Origin of the sequence: Ruegeria sp. HKCCA0370, assembly GCF_013033705.1 — a bacterium.
In the GTDB taxonomy this organism is placed as follows: Bacteria; Pseudomonadota; Alphaproteobacteria; order Rhodobacterales; family Rhodobacteraceae; genus Ruegeria.
In genome coordinates, this window is sequence record NZ_WQEP01000001.1 from 255341 (window position 1) to 273551 (window position 18211).

Here is an 18211-nt window from a genome sequence, read left to right on the forward strand (position 1 = left end):
CATGTCTGACCTCCGCAAGATCAATATCGACGGACAGGAAATCGAAGTCGATGGCGCGATGACCCTGATCCAGGCTTGTGAACAAGCCGGGGTCGAAGTGCCGCGCTTTTGTTATCACGAGCGTCTGTCGATTGCTGGCAATTGCCGGATGTGCCTGGTCGAGGTCGTCGGCGGGCCGCCGAAACCTGCGGCCTCCTGCGCGATGCAGGTGCGTGACCTGCGCCCGGGGCCTGAAGGCCAGCCCCCGGTGGTCAAGACGAACTCGCCCATGGTCAAAAAGGCCCGCGAAGGCGTGATGGAGTTCCTGCTGATCAACCATCCGCTGGATTGCCCGATCTGCGATCAGGGTGGCGAATGCGACCTTCAGGATCAGGCGATGGCCTATGGCATGTCCGGATCCCGCTTCAAGGAAGCAAAGCGGGCGGTCGATGACCTGGATCTTGGCCCGCTGGTTGGCACCGCAATGACCCGCTGCATCAGCTGCACACGCTGCGTGCGCTTCACCACCGAAGTTGCCGGGATAACTCAGATGGGTCAGACTGGGCGCGGTGAGGATGCCGAGATCACCTCGTATCTGAACCAGACGCTGGATTCGAATTTGCAGGGCAACATCATCGATCTGTGCCCTGTCGGGGCGCTGACCTCCAAGCCCTACGCCTTTACTGCGCGTCCGTGGGAATTGACCAAAACCGAAAGCATCGATGTGATGGATGCGTTGGGATCGAACATACGCGTCGATACCAAAGGTCGTGAAGTCATGCGTTTCCTGCCGCGCAATCATGACGGCGTGAACGAGGAATGGATCAGCGACAAGACACGTTTCGTCTGGGATGGCCTGCGCCGTCAGCGTTTGGACAAGCCCTATGTCCGTGAAAACGGAAAGCTGCGCCCGGCCTCTTGGTCCGAGGCGCTGACCAAGGCAGCAGAGGCGCTGAAGGGCGCCGAGAAACCTGCCGGTATCGTGGGCGATCTGGCTCCGGTCGAGGCGGCGTTTGCGCTGAAACAGATGATCGAAGGGCAGCGTGGTGTTGTCGAATGCCGTACCGATGGCGCAAAGCTTCCGGCGGGCAATCGCGGCGCTTACGCTGGTACCTCCGCGATTGAAGACATCGACACCACGGAACGCATCCTGCTGATCGGTACCAACCCACGTGACGAAGCGCCTGTCCTGAACGCGCGTATCCGCAAGGCGTGGGCGCATGGGGCCGAAGTCGCTTTGGTCGGTCCTGCGGTCGATCTGACATATGAGTATCACCATGTTGGCGATGATCGAACAGCGCTGCAAAAAGTTGTCGACATGGGCGGAGATGATGAGATCAAGGGCAAACGTTCGTTGGTCATAATCGGGCAGGGCGCTTTGCAGGAAGCGGACGGCGCCGCCGTGCTGGCTGCTGCGCAAGCCATCGCGGCCAATACGGAAAGTGGTCTGATCGTTTTGCACACTGCGGCGTCGCGCGTCGGTGCGATGGATGTAGGCGCCACGAACGAAGGCGGAATGGACGCGATCAGCGCCGCCGATGTGATCTACAACCTTGGTGCGGATGAGGTCGAGATCGGCGAAGGCGCCTTTGTGATCTATCAGGGCAGCCATGGTGACCGGGGCGCACACCGCGCCGATGTGATCCTGCCAGGCGCGGCCTATACCGAGGAAAACGGCGTGTTCGTAAACACCGAAGGTCGCCCTCAACTGGCGATGCGGGCCGGTTTTGCGCCGGGTGAGGCGAAGGAGAACTGGGCCATCCTGCGCGCCTTGTCGGCCGAACTGGGCGCAACACTGCCCTACGACTCTCTGGCGCAGTTGCGCACGGCCTTGATCGAAGCGGTTCCGCATCTGGCCCGCATCGACGAAGTGATCGAGAACGAAGTGAAAGCTCTCGACACCGGTACTCTGGGCAACGCAACTTTCCGCTATGCGATCAAGGACTTCTACCTGACCAACCCGATTGCACGGGCTTCACAGCTGATGGCCGAGCTGTCGGCACAGGCGCAGGCCCGCAAATCCGAGAAGATCGCGGCGGAATGACCCAGACCTGTTTCATATCGCAGGCAAAAGCGGCTGCCGGGTGGCAGTTCGCCGCGCCAGATTTGCGTGTGAAACCGAATATTAAGGGTGGCGCAATGGCGGCAGATGCTGTTTACACCAACGCGCCGACCCAGCCGCAATTTGCGCAGGCTTCTGGCCTTTGCATCGCGCGCGGAAAACGGAATACCCACGGTGTGAGGACCAATGGCTGAATTCTTTAACACCCCAGGCGGAATAGCCATCATCATTTTGGCGCAAGTGCTTGCCGTTGTTGCCTTTGTGATGATTTCACTGTTGTTCCTTGTTTACGGCGACCGCAAGATCTGGGCCGCTGTCCAGATGCGCCGCGGCCCCAACGTGGTGGGCGTCTATGGCCTGCTGCAATCGGTGGCGGATGCCCTGAAATATGTGGTGAAAGAGGTCGTCATTCCTGCGGGCGCCGACCGGACGGTCTTTATCCTCGCACCGCTGACATCCTTCGTTCTGGCCATGATCGCCTGGGCGGTGATCCCGTTCAACGATGGATGGGTTCTGTCGGATATCAACGTGGCCATCCTCTATGTATTCGCCGTGTCCTCGCTCGAGGTTTATGGCGTGATCATGGGCGGTTGGGCGTCGAACTCAAAGTACCCGTTCCTGGGCTCGCTGCGCTCGGCCGCGCAGATGATTTCCTACGAGGTTTCGATCGGCCTGATCATCATCGGTGTGATCATCTCGACCGGCTCGATGAATTTTGGTGACATCGTGCGTGCTCAGGACGGCTCGTTCGGGTTCTTCAGCTGGTACTGGCTGCCGCATTTCCCGATGGTGTTCCTGTTCTTCATCTCGGCCCTGGCCGAAACCAACCGCCCGCCCTTCGACCTGCCCGAGGCGGAATCGGAACTGGTCGCCGGTTATCAGGTCGAATACTCGGCCACGCCTTTCCTGCTGTTCATGGCAGGCGAATACATCGCGATCTTCCTGATGTGCGCGCTGACCTCTCTGCTGTTCTTCGGCGGCTGGCTGTCGCCGATCCCGGGCCTGCCCGATGGCGTGCTTTGGATGGTTGCCAAGATGGCGTTCTTCTTCTTCATCTTCGCGATGGTCAAGGCGATCACGCCCCGCTACCGCTATGACCAGCTGATGCGGCTGGGTTGGAAAGTGTTCCTGCCATTCTCGCTGGCTTGGGTGGTTTTCGTGGCCTTCGCGGCGAAATTCGACTGGTTCTGGGGCGCATTTGCCCGTTGGAGCGTAGGAGGCTGATATGACTCAAATTGACTATACCCGCGCTGCCAAATACTTCCTTCTGCAAGACTTCTGGGTCGGCATGAAGCTGGGGCTGAAGTATTTCTTCGCGCCCAAGGCCACGGTGAACTATCCGCACGAAAAGGGGCCTCTGTCCCCACGTTTCCGCGGCGAACACGCTCTGCGCCGCTATCCGAATGGTGAAGAACGCTGCATCGCCTGCAAACTCTGCGAGGCGATCTGCCCTGCGCAAGCCATCACCATCGACGCCGAGCCGCGCGAAGACGGCAGCCGCCGCACCACGCGGTACGACATCGACATGACCAAATGCATCTATTGCGGTTTCTGCCAAGAGGCCTGCCCGGTCGATGCCATCGTCGAAGGCCCGAATTTCGAATTCGCGACGGAAACCCGAGAAGAGCTGTTCTATGACAAGCAGAAACTGCTGGACAACGGCGAACGCTGGGAAGCCGAGATCGCCCGCAATCTGGAACTGGACGCGCCTTACCGATGACTGACAGCCCGACAAATCCGTTCGAGCTGATGATGAAGCAGGCTCAGGACATGGCCAAGGCGATGAACCCGGCGATGGAAAGCTTCTCGCCCAAGGGGTTCGAGGCGCTGTGGCCGACCATGCCGAAAGAGGTCATGGAGATGATGTTCGGCAACACCGTCAACAAGGACGGGCTGGATGCCAAGACTCGCCTGTTGCTGACGCTGGCCGGGCTGACCTGTCAGGGCGCTCAGGCGGACTCGGCCGTACGCCAGACTGTGCGCCATGCACTGGAGGCAGGCGCAAAGAAACAAGAGATCGTGGAAACGATCGGTCAGATGTCGGTCTTTGCCGGCATCCCGGCCATGACCCGCGCGCTGGATCTGGCGCAAGAGGTCATGGGCGACAACGAGGATGAGGATCAATGACCGTCTTTGCCTTCTATCTGTTTGCCATCAGCGCCATCACCGGCGGGCTGTTCACGGTGATCAGCCGCCAGCCGGTGCACTCGGTGCTGTGGCTGATCCTGGCGTTTCTATCCTCGGCGGGGCTGTTCGTGCTGCTGGGGGCCGAGTTCGTGGCGATGCTGCTGATCATCGTTTACGTGGGCGCGGTCGCGGTTCTGTTCCTGTTTGTGGTGATGATGCTGGACGTGGACTTTGCCGAGCTTAAAGCCGAAATGGCACGCTATATGCCGCTGGCCTTGCTGATCGGTCTGGTCATCTTGATGCAGTTCGTCATGGCCTTCGGGGCCTGGGACAGCGCGCAAGGTGCGGCGGCCAATCTGGCGCAGCCGGTCCCGGCGGACCGCCACAACACCGAGGCGCTGGGTGTCATCCTTTACGATCAATACTTCCTTCTGTTCCAGCTGGCGGGCCTGATCCTGCTGGTGGCTATGATCGGTGCCATCGTGCTGACGCTGCGCCACCGTCAGGACATTAAGCGTCAGGACATCGTCGGCCAGATGATGCGCGACCCGGCCAAGGCAATGGAATTGAAGGACGTGAAACCGGGGCAGGGACTTTGAGACCATGATCGGACTTGAACACTATCTTACGGTCGCGGCGACGCTGTTCGTCATCGGCATCTTCGGTCTCTTCCTGAACCGCAAGAACGTCATCATCCTGCTGATGAGCATCGAACTGATGCTGCTGGCGGTGAATATCAACCTCGTGGCGTTTTCCAGTTTCCTCGGCGATCTGGTCGGGCAGGTCTTCACGCTGTTCGTGCTGACCGTTGCGGCGGCCGAGGCGGCGATCGGGTTGGCCATTCTGGTCTGCTTCTTCCGCAACCGCGGCACCATCGCGGTTGAAGACGTCAATATGATGAAGGGGTAAGGGATCATGGAAACCACAATCCTCTTTGCCCCGCTGGTGGGTGCGCTGATCTGCGGCTTTGGCTGGAAGTTCATAGGTGAGAAAGCGGCCATGTGGACGGCCACGGGCCTGCTGTTTCTGGCCTGTCTGCTGTCATGGCTCGTGTTCTTCTCGTTCGATGGGCACACACAACAGATCGAGATCATGCGCTGGATCGAAAGCGGATCGCTCTCGACCTCGTGGGCCATTCGTCTGGACCGGCTGACCGCCATCATGCTGATCGTGGTCACCACGGTTTCGGCGCTCGTGCATCTCTACAGCTTTGGCTACATGGATCACGACCCGCAATGGCGCGAAGGCGAAAGCTATAAGCCACGTTTCTTCGCCTATCTGTCCTTCTTTACCTTCGCCATGCTGATGCTGGTGACGGCGGACAACCTTGTGCAGATGTTCTTTGGCTGGGAAGGCGTGGGTGTCGCATCCTACCTCCTGATCGGCTTCTACTATCGCAAGCCTTCGGCCAATGCGGCGGCGATGAAAGCGTTCATCGTCAACCGTGTGGGAGACTTCGGCTTTGCTCTGGGCATCTTTGCGCTGTTCTTCCTGACCGACAGCATCAACTTCTCGGACATTTTCGCATTGGCACCCGCGCTTGCAGAAGAAAAGCTGCATTTCCTGTGGGGCGAATGGACCGCGGTCGAGGTGATCTGTGTTCTGCTGTTCATCGGTGCGATGGGTAAATCTGCGCAGCTGATCCTGCACACCTGGTTGCCGGACGCGATGGAAGGCCCGACGCCGGTGTCGGCCCTGATCCACGCGGCCACCATGGTGACAGCGGGCGTGTTCCTGGTCTGCCGCATGTCGCCGCTGATGGAGTTCGCGCCGGGCGCGACCGGGTTCATCACCTTCCTTGGGGCCTCGACAGCGTTCTTCGCGGCGACCGTGGGTCTGGTACAGACCGACATCAAGCGCGTCATTGCGTATTCGACCTGTTCCCAGCTGGGATACATGTTCGTGGCCGCGGGCGTCGGCATGTACTCGGCGGCCATGTTCCACCTGTTCACGCACGCTTTCTTCAAGGCGCTGCTGTTCCTCGGTGCGGGGTCCGTGATCCACGCCATGCATCACGAGCAGGAGATGACGGAATACGGTGGTCTGCGCAAAAAGATCCCTTACACCTTCTGGGCAATGATGATTGGAACGTTGGCCATCACGGGTGTCGGCATTCCGCTTACCACAATCGGTTTTGCCGGGTTCCTGTCCAAGGACGCCATCATCGAAAGCGCCTATGCGGGCGGAACCGGCTATGCCTTCTGGATGCTGGTGATCGCAGCGATGTTCACCTCGTTCTATAGCTGGCGTCTGATTTTCCTGACCTTCTACGGCACACCACGCGGGGACAAGCATACGCATGACCACGCACATGAAAGCCCGATGACCATGCTGGTGCCGCTGGGCGTTCTGTCGCTGGGTGCGGTGTTTGCCGGGATGATCTGGTATGGCAATTTCTTTGGCCATGCGGACAAGGTCGGCAAGTTCTACGGTATTCCGGTTGCCGAAGCGTCAGAACATGCCGAGGCCGGTGATCATGCGGCGGCGGATGCTTCGCACGGTGAAGACAGCCATGCGGATGAAAGCCACGCAGCTGACGGCCATGCCGATGAAGGTCATGGTGAGAAGGATGCCAAGGGTGGCGATCATCACTATGTCTTTGCGGGCCAGCCCGGCGAGGGCGCGCTTTACATGGCGCCTGACAACCATGTTTTGGACGATGCGCACGCGGCTCCGAAATGGGTCAAGGTTTCACCCTTCGTCGCCATGTTGCTTGGCTTTGTCGTGGCCTATTGGTTCTACATCGTAAACACGTCGCTGCCGGCACGTCTGGCTGCAAATCAGCGTCCGCTGTACCTGTTCCTTCTGAACAAGTGGTATTTCGACGAAATCTACGATGCGGTCTTCGTAAAACCCACTGTGGCGCTTGGCCGCTTCCTGTGGAAACGCGGTGACGGCAATACAATCGATGGCTTCCTGAACGGAGTAGCTATGGGCGTTGTTCCCTTCTTCACCCGCCTCGCCGGCAAGGCGCAGACCGGGTACATCTTTACCTATGCCTTCTGGATGGTGCTGGGCATCGCGGCCCTTGTGACCTGGATGTCGATCGGCGGAGGGGCCCAGTAATGGACTATATCCTTTCGATCGTCACGTTTATCCCCGCCATCGCCGCAGGCATTCTGGCCTTGTTCCTGCAGGGTGACGATGCGGCGGCACAGCGGAACGCCAAGTGGATTGCTCTGCTGGCCACCACTGTGACCTTCCTGGTTTCCATCGGCATCTATACAGGCTTTGACCCGTCGAACCCCGGCTTCCAGATGGTGGAAGAGGGTGAGTGGCTGATGGGCCTAAAATACAAGATGGGTGTTGATGGCATCAGTGTCCTGTTCGTTCTGCTGACGACCTTCATCATGCCGCTGACCATTCTGGCCAGCTGGAATGTCACGGACCGCGTCAAGGAATACATGGTTGCCTTCCTGCTGCTGGAAACGCTGATGCTGGGCGTCTTCATGGCGCTTGATCTTGTACTGTTCTACCTGTTCTTCGAGGCAGGTCTTATTCCGATGTTCCTGATCATCGGGATATGGGGCGGCAAGGATCGGATCTACGCCAGCTTCAAGTTCTTCCTCTATACCTTCCTCGGCTCGGTCTTGATGCTGGTCGCCATGGTTGCGATGTATGCGGATGCGGGCACCACGGATATTGCCGCGCTGATGACGCACCAGTTCTCGTCCGAGGGCTTCAGCGTGCTGGGCATTTATGTTGTCGGTGGCATGCAGACCCTGATGTTCCTGGCCTTCTTTGCTTCGTTCGCGGTGAAAATGCCGATGTGGCCGGTGCACACCTGGTTGCCGGACGCCCACGTTCAGGCGCCCACGGCGGGATCGGTCGTACTGGCGGCGATCCTGCTGAAGATGGGCGGCTATGGCTTCCTGCGGTTCAGCCTGCCGATGTTCCCGGTTGGTTCGGCCGTGATGACCGATCTGGTGCTGTGGATGTCTGCCATCGCGGTTGTCTATACCTCGTTGGTGGCGCTGGTGCAGGAGGATATGAAGAAGCTAATCGCCTATTCCTCGGTCGCGCATATGGGCTTTGTGACCATGGGTATTTTCGCGGCAAACCAGCAGGGCATCGATGGCGCGATCTTCCAGATGCTCAGCCACGGGTTCATCTCGGCGGCGCTCTTCCTCTGTGTCGGCGTGATCTATGACCGGATGCACACCCGCGATATCGAGGCCTATGGCGGTCTGGTGATCCGGATGCCCGCATACGCGCTGGTCTTCATGCTGTTTACCATGGCCAATGTCGGCCTGCCGGGCACATCGGGCTTCATCGGCGAATTCCTGACCCTGATGGGCGCGTTCCAAGTCAACACCTGGGTAACGGCGGTGGCTGCGACCGGTGTGATCTTCTCGGCGGCTTATGCGCTGTGGCTCTACCGTCGGGTCGTGTTTGGCGATCTGATCAAGGAAAGCCTCAAGGCGATGACCGACATGAGCTCGCGCGAGCGGTTGATCTTCGCCCCTCTGATCGTGATGACCATCCTGCTGGGTGTCTACCCGTCGCTGGTAACCGATGTGATCGGGCAATCCACAGCGGCTCTGATTTCGAACTATGACACGGCTCTGGCCGCGGCTGAGGCTGCGACCCAGACAGCCGCTTCGCATTAAGGGAGCTTTGGGGACATGATCCAGGCTGATCTGACAATCATCCTGCCGGAAATCGTTCTGGCGCTTTATGCGATGGCGGCGCTGCTGGGGGCTGTCTACACGACAAAGGACGGGCTGGCGCCTCTGCTGGTCTGGACCACGGCAGGTCTTATGGCCCTTCTGGCAATCTGGATTGCAACTCAGGGCGGGGGTACAAACGTGGCCTTCAACGGCATGTTCGTCGATGACGGCTTTGCTCGCTTTGCCAAGGTTGCCATCCTGCTGTCGGCGGGTGCCGTACTGGTCATGAGCCAGGAATACATGGCGCGCCGTGATCTGCTGCGATTTGAATATCCTTTGCTGGTGGCACTGGCCGCCGTGGGGATGATGATGATGGTCAGCGCAGGCGATCTGATGTCGCTTTACATGGGGCTCGAGCTGCAATCGCTGTCGCTCTATGTCGTGGCTGCTCTGCGTCGTGACAGCGCGAAATCGACCGAGGCAGGTCTGAAGTATTTCGTGCTGGGTGCGCTGAGCTCGGGTCTGCTGCTTTATGGTGCGTCGCTGGTCTATGGCTTCACCGGTACCACGTTGTTCTCGGGCATCATCCAGACAGTTCACCACGGCGATGTTTCGCTGGGTCTGCTGTTTGGCCTGATCTTCTTGATCTCAGGTCTGGCCTTCAAGGTCTCGGCTGTTCCGTTTCATATGTGGACACCGGACGTTTACGAAGGTTCGCCTACGCCGATCACGGCCTTCTTTGCCACGGCGCCCAAGGTTGCGGCGATGGCGTTGTTCGCGCGCCTGTTGCATGACGCGTTCGGCGGCATTGTCAAAGACTGGCAGCAAGTGATTGTCCTGCTATCTGTCCTGTCGATGCTGCTGGGGGCCGTGGCGGCTATTGGACAGCGCGATATCAAGCGTCTGATGGCGTTTTCGTCCATCGCCCATATGGGCTATGCGCTGATCGGTCTGGCCGCCGGCACCGAGCTGGGTATCAAGGCGATGCTGATGTATCTTGCCATCTACGTGACCATGAATATCGGCACCTTCGCCTTCATTCTGATGATGGAGCGTGACGGCAAACCCATCACCGACATTGACGCTCTGCGCCAGTATTCAAAGCGTGATCCGGGCAAGGCGCTGGCTGTTCTGATCCTGATGTTCAGCCTCGCAGGCGTGCCTCCGATGCTTGGCTTCTTCGCGAAGTTCGGTGTCTGGCAGGCCGGTGTCAGTGCTGGTTTGACCGGGCTTGTGATCGTCTCGGCCATCGCTTCGGTCATCGGGGCCTTCTATTACCTGCGGATCGTGTTCTACATGTATTTTGGGGCCGAGAACGAAGAGCCGATCGAAACCCGGTCGACCCCTGTTCTGTGGGTGGCATTGATGGGGTCTGCGGCCCTGATGCTGATCGGTATCTTCTATCAATTCGGCGTCGAGGGCGCGGCAGCAGCCGCGGCGGCCACGCTTGTCAACTGATCGTATTGCACAACCGGAAAGAGGGGCTCGGTCGCGCGACCGGGCCTTTTTGATATGACAAAATGGCCCCAAGGTTATGGCCTGCACGAGGTGCAGGAAGTCGACAGTACGCTGAACGAAGCGGCGCGGATTGCTCCGAATGCGCGTGGTCCCGTCTGGATCATGGCGCATCACCAGACGGCGGCGCGCGGGCGGCGCGGACGAAGCTGGGCCAACCCGATGGGCAACCTGGCGGCGACCCTGCTGATGCGTCCTCAGGGCGCGCCGGAACAGGCGGCTTTGCGCAGTTTCGTGGCGGCGCTGGCACTTTTTGACGCGTGTGTCGCCGTTACCGGGCGGGCTGCCGGACTGTCGCTGAAATGGCCCAATGACGTGCTGCTGAACGGTGGCAAGCTTGCCGGTATCCTTTTGGAAAGCACGGGGCAGGGGCGTGGTGTGGCGCATCTGTCCATCGGCATCGGAGTAAATCTGGCCAATGCCCCGGATGCCGACGCGGTAGAGCCCGGTGCGCTCCGCCCCGTTTCACTTTTGTCGGAAACCGGTGCACATGTCTCGCCCGAGGACTTTTTGACTGAACTGGCCGCGGCCTACGCCAACTACGAAACCCAATTCGTTACCTATGGGTTCGAACCGATCCGTACCGCCTGGCTGTCACGCGCGGCCCGGTTGGGCGAGGTCATCACCGCGCGGACCGGAACGTCAGAAACGGTTGGGACCTTCGAAACGGTGGACGCAAGCGGTAACCTTGTCTTAAACACCGCCAAGGGCCGCGTGAGCATTCCTGCGGCGGATGTCTTTTTCTGAGAGGGGCGCAGATGCTTCTGGCCATCGATTGCGGCAATACCAATACCGTTTTCTCGATCTGGGACGGTGAGGAATTCCTGTGCACCCTGCGCACCTCGACCCACCATGCACGCACGGCAGACGCGTATTTCACCTGGTATTCGACGCTGGTGAAGCATTACGGGATCGAAGCGGACATCACCGACGTGATCATCGCCTCGACCGTGCCGCGTGTGGTGTTCAACCTGCGCATCTTCGCCGATCGCTTTTTTGGCTGCCGACCATTGGTCGTGGGTAAACCCGATTGCCTGTTGCCTGTCCCGCCGCGTGTGGATGAAGGCACGGTGCCCGGTCCGGATCGACTGGCCAATGCGGTTGGCGCTTTTGATCGTCATGGCGGCAATGTGGTTGTCGTGGATTTCGGTACTGCAACGAATTTCGACGTCGTCGCTGCCGATGGTGCCTATGTGGGTGGCATAATCGCCCCGGGCGTAAACCTGAGTCTAGAGGCCCTGCACCAGGGCGCGGCAGCACTGCCGCATATCGATATCACCCGACCGGACAAGGTGATCGGAACGAATACGGTTGGTTGTATCCAGTCGGGCGTGTATTGGGGATATTCCGGTCTGATCGAGGGGCTGATCGCCCGGATCAAGGACGAATACGGAATGCCGATGAAAGTCGTTGGCACCGGAGGGCTGGCCCCCTTGTTCGATCAGGCCGACGTGGGGTTCGACGCAATCGAAGATGATCTGACGATGCACGGGCTGACCGTGATCCATCGCTACAACAAGGATAATGGCTCCATATGAGCAGTGAAAGATTGATCTACCTGCCGCTGGGTGGCGCGGGCGAAATTGGCATGAACGCCTATGTCTATGGCTATGGTGAACCGGGGAAGGAACGCCTGATCCTTGTGGATCTGGGGGTGACGTTTCCCGATATGGATACAACGCCGGGCGTTGACCTTATCTATGCCGATATCTCATGGTTGAAAGAACGTGCCGACCGGCTGGATGGTGTTTTCATCACGCACGCCCATGAAGACCATGTCGGCGCCGTGGCCCATTGTTATGAAGCCTTGGGTGCGCCGGTCTATGCACGTGCCTTCACGGCCAATATCGCGCGTCGCAAGATGGAAGAACACGCACACCCGGCCGAGGCGGTCACGACCGTTTCCGCCTGGCCTGAACAGGTGTCCGTCGGGCCGTTCACGGTTGGCTTCCTTCCGGTTTCGCACTCGATTCCCGAAAGTGCGGCATTGGTCATCGACACACCCGCAGGGCGTGTCGTGCATTCGGGCGACTTCAAGCTGGATGCTGCTCCGGTCGTTGGAGAGGCCTTTGACCCTGACCTGTGGGCCGAGGTCGCCAAGCCCGGCATCAAGGCGCTGGTCTGTGACAGTACGAATGTGTTTTCGACCCATCCGGGGCGTTCAGAATCCGAAGTTGGCCCCGAGATCGTCAAGCTGGTCGAAGGCGCGGAAGGTATGGTTGTGGCGACCACCTTTGCGTCGAACGTTGCGCGGGTCAAAACGCTGGCCGAGGCGGGTGCGCGGGCCGGGCGTTCCGTCGTCCTGCTTGGGCGCGCGATGCGTCGGATGATCGAAGCCGCGACCGAAACCGGTATTCTTGCGGATTTTCCCAAGGTGATCAGCGCCGAAGAGGCTCTGGACCTTCCGCGCCAGAACCTGATGCTGATCGTGACCGGCAGCCAGGGGGAACGTCGGGCCGCAAGCGCCCAACTGGCCCGTGGCAAGTACCGTGGTCTGGAACTGGCCGACGGCGATCTGTTCCTGTTTTCCTCAAAAACCATTCCCGGGAACGAGCGGGGCGTGATCTTCATCATGAACCAGCTCAGCGAAAAGGGCGTGGATGTCGTTGATGACAGTTCGGGCCTTTATCATGTCTCGGGCCATGCGAACCGGCCGGACCTCGAGAAAGTGCACTCACTGACCGATCCGCAATTCGTGATCCCGATGCATGGCGAACACCGGCACCTGCGCGAGCATGTCAAACTGGCAGAGCAGGGTGGCAGAACCGGAGTGCTGGCGGTGAACGGCACCATGCTGGATCTCAGCGGCAATGCGCCTGTGGTCGTCGATTATGTTGAAACCGGTCGCACATATCTGGACGGTACCGTGAAGATCGGTGCCCTTGACGGCGTGGTGCGGGATCGTATCCGCATGGCTTTGAACGGCCATGTTACGGTGACTGTGGTTCTGGACGAAGAAGACGAACCGCTGGGCGAGCCGTGGTGCGACACCATGGGGCTGCCCGAAACCGGCACGTCCCGTGCCGCGTTGGTCGAAGTTCTGGAAGAGGACCTGAACCAGTTCCTGATGCGGGCCGCCGCCAAGACCCTGCGCGATGACGACAAGCTGGAAGAAGAAATGCGCCGCATCGTGCGGCAGACAGCCAAAGCCGAAATTGGCAAAAAGCCCGAAGTGACGGTGGTGGTCAGCCGGATGCGGTGAAACCGATCCGTCAGTCGTGGGTTGGCATCGGATAGCCCCTGAGACGCAGGAACAGGTTGGCTTCTTCGTTGTTTTTGTAGAATGGAACCGACGATGGCGGCTCGGGGGACGTAACCCGGGCCGCTATTTCCGCCAGAACGACCTCGGTGATAAACGGCAGATCCAGATCCCGTGCCCGATCCAGTGGCACCCATTGCAGGTGCGACAGCTCATCCGAGGCGTGACTGAAATCATCCACATCACCTTGCAGAGCGTCGGCGTCGACCAGAAAGAACCGCGCATCAAACCGGCGGGGCCGGCCAGGCGGAGTTACCGCGCGAAAGACGAACTGAAGCGCAGCGGCAGTTGGCAGGTAACCCAACGCGGCAAAGCTCTGCCAATCGTCAGATACATGACCGGGCCATGTGCCCGGCTGGCCAAGAACAAGACCGGTTTCTTCCCAAAGCTCGCGTATGGCGGCCGCGGCGAGGGCGCGTTGAGTCCCCGGCTCGGCCTGTTCGCCCAAACGTTCAAAGCACAGATCCGGCAAATCCGTTGCCAATGGAACATCCGCGTCAGCCGGATCAACCGCGCCACCGGGAAAGACGAACTTGTTCGGCATGAAGGCCGCTTTGGACCCGCGCTGCCCCATAAGGATCGAGGGGTTTGTCCATCTGTCCCGCAGCACGATAACCGTCGCTGCGTCCCGGATGGCTGTTTTGTCGGGTGTCATGTCCAAACTGGTCAACTGGGTCGGGTCACGCGGTTTTTCCAAAGCCATGCATGCGGCGTGCCCACTGATACGCCACCACCGCACCTTTCAGGCGTGGCAACAGGTACAGGGACAGGGCAACGCAGGCGACGGAAAAGCCGATGGCCATGGTCCACGGATCGGGCCGCCAATGCACATAGGACACGTGCAGAGCTGGCGCCAGCAGGTGGCCGACCAGTAGGATTGTCAGGTAGGCGGGCCCATCATCTGCGCGATGGTGAAACAACTCCTGCCCGCAGTTCGAGCAGGAGTCATTGACCTTGAGATAGCTGTGCAACAGCTTGCCTTCCCCGCAGTTGGGGCATTTGCAGCGAAACCCCTTGACCAGGGCGGGCCATGTCTCACGCTCATCTTCAGAGGTCGTTTCGATCGTCTGATCCGTCATAATGTAACTCGCGCAGTAATCTTTTGCGGATAATGGGCCTGATCGTGAAAATTTAAAAGGGGGGTGCGTCGCTTTGCAACGTCTGCCCGACACGTCGGCATGGGGCGACCCCGAACCTTTCAAAAATAAATTCGATTTCAGCGACGGATATCCTGGCGCCGCCCGTTTGAATGGGTATGAGCGGCGGCACTCGGGCCGCGTCAACAAAAGGAAACGGAAATGAAAAACGTTACATTCATCTCGGCCATTGTTATGTCGGCTGTTGCGATTACCGGTACTTCTGTTCTGGCCGCTGGCCCGGGTGGCCGCGAGCCGGTGTCCTTTCAGGAACTGGACGCCGATGGCGATGGTCAGGTGACGCAACAAGAGATGGAGGCGCATCGCACCGCTCGTTTCACCGAGGCGGACACCAATGGGGATGGAATGCTGAGCCAGGAAGAAATGCAGGCTGCCGCCCAGAAGAAAGCCAGCGATCGGGTTGCCAGGATGTTCGAAAACAACGACGCGAACAAAGATGGCTTCCTCAGCCAGGATGAGTTGCCGAAACCGCGCCGGGCTGACAAGATGTTTGATCGGATGGATGCGGACAACAGTGGCGGAATCTCGGAACAGGAATTTGCCGATGCCAAAGATCGGATGGGACGGCACCATAAGAAAAAGCATCAAAAATCGAATGCAAGCGATAACTGATGCAGGATGGAGGATCTGACCTCCCACCCACAAGATGTTCGCGGTGCGGATTGCGCCGCGAACACACTCAGCGACGATGCGTTGCTGAGGCAATTCGCCGACGGCGAGGCGGGGGCAGCACGGATCCTGACCGATCGTTTGGGGCCACGCTGTTACTCGGTTGCTTTGCGCATGTTGGGCAATCGGGCCGAGGCGGAAGACGTGACGCAGGATGCGATGATGCGGTTGTGGCAGATGGCGCCGAATTGGGTTTCGGGTCAGGCCAAGGTATCGACCTGGCTGTATCGGGTGACGCTGAACCTGTGCGTGGACATCAGGCGCAAGAAGACACCCGACAGGTTGTCGGACGTTCCCGAGCCCGAAGATGGCAAGGCCAGCGTTGTTGACCGCATGCAGGACGAGGCGCGCAAGGAGGCCTTGCAGTCGGCTTTGGCAGAGCTGCCCGAGCGGCAGCGACAAGCGGTCGTGCTGCGCCATATTGAAGAGCTGCCCAACCCCGAGATTGCCGGGATAATGGGCATTTCGGTAGAAGCAGTTGAAAGCCTGACCGCAAGAGGCAAGCGCAGCCTGACCGCGATCTTGGCCGGACGACGCGAAGAACTGGGGTATGACAATGGCGGATGAAGACCTGGAACTGGATCACTTGTTTGCACAAGCACAGCGGCAGCGACCAGCACTGCCGGACGATCTTGCCGTGCGCATCCAGACGGATGCTGAAACTGTTCGCCTCGGTCGCCTTGCGCCCGCACCGCAGCCGATGCCTTCGATATGGAACAGGTTGATAAGCAATGTAGGAGGATGGCAGGGCCTTGGCGGGCTTGTCGCCGCAAGCGCTGCCGGGGTCTGGATCGGGTTTTCCGCACCGGCCTTTCTGCCGGACCCGGCCAACCTGTTGACGTCAGAGGAGACACCCTTCCTGGTGGCGGACCTTGGATTTGACTCGAGTTTTCTGGAGAGCACGGAATGAACGCTGATCCCAAGCCCAAACGCAGGTGGGTGCCTGTCGTCCTGGCCCTGTCACTGGCGCTGAACCTGCTGGTTGTCGGTGTCGCTGTGGGCACCGTATTGCGCCTCAAAGGTGGGGATCATGCCAAATCACCGCCCGGCTTCGGCCCCACGTTGTACCGGGCCCTGCCCAAGGATGATCGAAAGGCGATGCGAGGCGAGCTGACGGGCCTGCACAAAAAGGGATCCAAGGGTCGTGCTCAGGATTTTGAAGCGCTCAGTCAGGCGTTGCGTGCAACGCCCTTTGACCCGGTGGCCGTTCAGGTTCTGTTGCAACAACAAGCACAGGCCACCGCCGATTTGCAGCAGGCCTTGCAAACGCAATGGCTGGCACGTGTGACCGCCATGAGTGATGAGGAACGGCAGGCCTATGCAGACCGATTGCAGGAGGTCGTCAAACGCGGGCCGCATGGGCACAAGAAAAGAGACTGAACAGATCAGGCGGCACTTTGCCTGATACTCACCTGATTGCGCCCTGCCTTCTTCGCAGCATAAAGCGCTTTGTCCGCGGATTTGATAAGGTTTTCCACGCTTTCAGCCGCACAGTCTTGCCGGGCGAAACCGACCTGAGACAACTTCAACCCGATACTGACCGTCACATCAACTTGTGCCCCATGGTCCGGCAACAGGAACGGGGACTGACAGATGCTGTCACAAACGGTTTCGGCCAGGTTCAGCGCCTGTTTGGGCGATACATCGGGCACGCCGATCATGAACTCTTCTCCCCCGATGCGGGCGACAAAGCCACGGGATCCCAAGGCATTTTGCATACGTTCCGCCGCTTGCGTCAAAACGTAATCGCCGCTTGCATGGCCATGGCCATCATTTATTGCCTTGAAGTGATCCAGATCGGCCAGCATGATCGCAAAACTGCGCCCCGTTCTGGCCGATTGGCGCGCGATCTGATCCAGCGCGCGCATGGCGTAGCGGCGATTGTGCAGCCCGGTCAACGGGTCGATCCAGGATTCCGCGATGCCTCTTTTGAGAGAGACCCGCATCTGATCCAGTCGCGCTTTGCGGGCAATCTGGTTTTCAAGCCGCAGCAGGATCTCTTGCGCGCAGAACCCGCCCAGACAGACAGCATCGGCCCCTCGGTCCAGAGCTTCCGAAGCCTGTCCGGAGTCTTCGTCTTTCAGCACCCCGATCAAAACCGTGTGCCGAGTCACGCCGCGTGATCTCAGGTCGGCAAGGATATTCAGACCTGCCGGGTTCGAGCCCAGTTCAACCACGATCGCATCAGGAACAGAGCCGGACAAAACACCTCGCAGGTTTGACTGAAGATGCCAGTTCAAATCAAATTGACGTTGATCTTCCAGGGCCTTTTGCCAAAGCGTGCCGTTTCGGGCCGTGTGGGTCAGAATATCAACCCGCGCCGCTTTGAACGGTCTGATTACCGGTTGGGCCGGCTCTGCGAAGCCAATCGGTTGCGATCCGTTGCTGACCTGCAAATCCTGAGTGGCCGCACGGGCACGCAGAAGGCTGCGAATCCGCGCCAACAACAAAGTGTCTTTGAACGGGTGCGTCAGAACATCATCCAGCCCGTCCTTCAACGCCCGCAGCCGGGCGTCCCGGTCATTTTGCGCGGTAATCACCACGACCGGAACGTCGTCAAGGCCGGGTTCCTTCGCGATCGCCTTCTTCACATCCGCAGCCGTTCCGTCCGGCAACGTCTGGGCCGTCAGAACCAGATCCGGTTGCGTACGCCGCACGAGTCCGGGCAACCCTTCAAGCTTTTCGCCCTGCACCACGTGATACCAGGCCGCCGTCAGCTGTACCTTCAGCATGATGCGATTGGTCGATACCCCGTCGAGGACAAGGATGGTTCCCTGCACAGACATAGTTGTTCACCGTTGATTGCATGCGTGAACAAAGTGTTTATGACTCT

Annotated in this window: 19 protein-coding genes; 16 read left to right on the top strand and 3 right to left on the bottom strand. The window is 59.4% G+C overall.

Annotation, left to right across the window (positions count from 1 at the left end; translation table 11 throughout):
* The first annotated feature begins 1 nt into the window (after position 1).
* The 12 genes from nuoG (at position 2) to GOW31_RS01335 (ending at position 13495) form a co-directional block, all read left to right on the top strand.
* Entirely contained in the window at positions 2–2023 is a 2022-nt protein-coding gene (gene nuoG / locus GOW31_RS01280) for an NADH-quinone oxidoreductase subunit NuoG (RefSeq protein ID WP_171167321.1), read from the top strand.
* Between the two features lie 204 nt (positions 2024–2227).
* A complete protein-coding gene (gene nuoH / locus GOW31_RS01285; protein WP_152458581.1) occupies positions 2228–3265 on the top strand; it encodes an NADH-quinone oxidoreductase subunit NuoH in 1038 nt (345 codons plus the stop codon).
* A gap of 1 nt (position 3266) precedes the next feature.
* The gene (nuoI, locus tag GOW31_RS01290) at positions 3267–3761 is read left to right on the top strand and encodes an NADH-quinone oxidoreductase subunit NuoI (RefSeq protein ID WP_152458580.1); all 495 of its coding nucleotides are present in this window, start codon (positions 3267–3269) and stop codon (positions 3759–3761) included.
* Positions 3758–4168, top strand: coding sequence for a carboxymuconolactone decarboxylase family protein (locus GOW31_RS01295; protein WP_152458579.1), 411 nt, complete (start codon positions 3758–3760; stop codon positions 4166–4168). The genes nuoI and GOW31_RS01295 overlap by 4 nt, the downstream gene beginning before the upstream one ends.
* Complete coding sequence (locus GOW31_RS01300) at positions 4165–4767, top strand: NADH-quinone oxidoreductase subunit J (protein ID WP_171115048.1); 603 nt, start codon at positions 4165–4167, stop codon at positions 4765–4767. The genes GOW31_RS01295 and GOW31_RS01300 overlap by 4 nt, the downstream gene beginning before the upstream one ends.
* Positions 4768–4771: 4 nt before the next feature.
* Entirely contained in the window at positions 4772–5077 is a 306-nt protein-coding gene (nuoK, locus tag GOW31_RS01305; protein WP_005984024.1) for an NADH-quinone oxidoreductase subunit NuoK, read from the top strand.
* A gap of 6 nt (positions 5078–5083) precedes the next feature.
* Positions 5084–7234, top strand: coding sequence for an NADH-quinone oxidoreductase subunit L (gene nuoL, locus GOW31_RS01310; RefSeq protein ID WP_171167323.1), 2151 nt, complete (start codon positions 5084–5086; stop codon positions 7232–7234).
* On the top strand, positions 7234–8778 hold the full coding sequence (locus GOW31_RS01315) for an NADH-quinone oxidoreductase subunit M (protein WP_171167325.1): 1545 nt from the start codon (positions 7234–7236) through the stop codon (positions 8776–8778). Before nuoL ends, GOW31_RS01315 begins: the two co-directional genes overlap by 1 nt.
* Positions 8779–8793: 15 nt before the next feature.
* Positions 8794–10236 carry an NADH-quinone oxidoreductase subunit NuoN gene (gene nuoN / locus GOW31_RS01320; protein WP_171167328.1) on the top strand — a complete coding sequence of 481 codons (1443 nt, stop codon included), beginning with the start codon at positions 8794–8796 and terminating at the stop codon, positions 10234–10236.
* 54 nt (positions 10237–10290) lie between these two features.
* Entirely contained in the window at positions 10291–11040 is a 750-nt protein-coding gene (locus GOW31_RS01325) for a biotin--[acetyl-CoA-carboxylase] ligase (RefSeq protein ID WP_171167330.1), read from the top strand.
* 11 nt (positions 11041–11051) lie between these two features.
* Positions 11052–11831, top strand: a complete 780-nt coding sequence (locus GOW31_RS01330) for a type III pantothenate kinase (protein ID WP_117868414.1) — start codon at positions 11052–11054, stop codon at positions 11829–11831.
* Positions 11828–13495 (top strand): ribonuclease J, encoded by a 1668-nt coding sequence (locus tag GOW31_RS01335; RefSeq protein ID WP_171167332.1) that lies wholly within the window; start codon positions 11828–11830, stop codon positions 13493–13495. Before GOW31_RS01330 ends, GOW31_RS01335 begins: the two co-directional genes overlap by 4 nt.
* Positions 13496–13505: 10 nt before the next feature.
* On the opposite strand, the gene GOW31_RS01340 is transcribed toward GOW31_RS01335, so the two are convergent.
* Positions 13506–14207: an NUDIX hydrolase gene (locus GOW31_RS01340; protein WP_171168614.1), complete on the bottom strand. Its 702-nt coding sequence runs from the start codon at positions 14205–14207 to the stop codon at positions 13506–13508.
* 25 nt (positions 14208–14232) lie between these two features.
* Positions 14233–14631 carry a DUF983 domain-containing protein gene (locus GOW31_RS01345; protein ID WP_171115058.1) on the bottom strand — a complete coding sequence of 133 codons (399 nt, stop codon included), beginning with the start codon at positions 14629–14631 and terminating at the stop codon, positions 14233–14235.
* A gap of 219 nt (positions 14632–14850) precedes the next feature.
* Between GOW31_RS01345 and GOW31_RS01350 the strand changes: the two genes are divergently transcribed.
* From GOW31_RS01350 to GOW31_RS01365, 4 genes are read left to right on the top strand one after another with little or no spacing between them, the layout of a single operon-like run.
* Complete coding sequence (locus GOW31_RS01350; RefSeq protein ID WP_171167334.1) at positions 14851–15321, top strand: EF-hand domain-containing protein; 471 nt, start codon at positions 14851–14853, stop codon at positions 15319–15321.
* A gap of 6 nt (positions 15322–15327) precedes the next feature.
* Positions 15328–15945, top strand: coding sequence for an RNA polymerase sigma factor (locus tag GOW31_RS01355; protein ID WP_171167336.1), 618 nt, complete (start codon positions 15328–15330; stop codon positions 15943–15945).
* Positions 15935–16288, top strand: coding sequence for a hypothetical protein (locus GOW31_RS01360; protein WP_171167338.1), 354 nt, complete (start codon positions 15935–15937; stop codon positions 16286–16288). The genes GOW31_RS01355 and GOW31_RS01360 overlap by 11 nt, the downstream gene beginning before the upstream one ends.
* Positions 16285–16758, top strand: a complete 474-nt coding sequence (locus tag GOW31_RS01365; protein ID WP_171167340.1) for a periplasmic heavy metal sensor — start codon at positions 16285–16287, stop codon at positions 16756–16758. Before GOW31_RS01360 ends, GOW31_RS01365 begins: the two co-directional genes overlap by 4 nt.
* 5 nt (positions 16759–16763) lie before the next feature.
* Here the strand turns inward: GOW31_RS01365 and GOW31_RS01370 are convergent, their stop codons facing one another.
* A complete protein-coding gene (locus GOW31_RS01370) occupies positions 16764–18164 on the bottom strand; it encodes a diguanylate cyclase (protein ID WP_171167342.1) in 1401 nt (466 codons plus the stop codon).
* Positions 18165–18211: the final 47 nt, after the last annotated feature.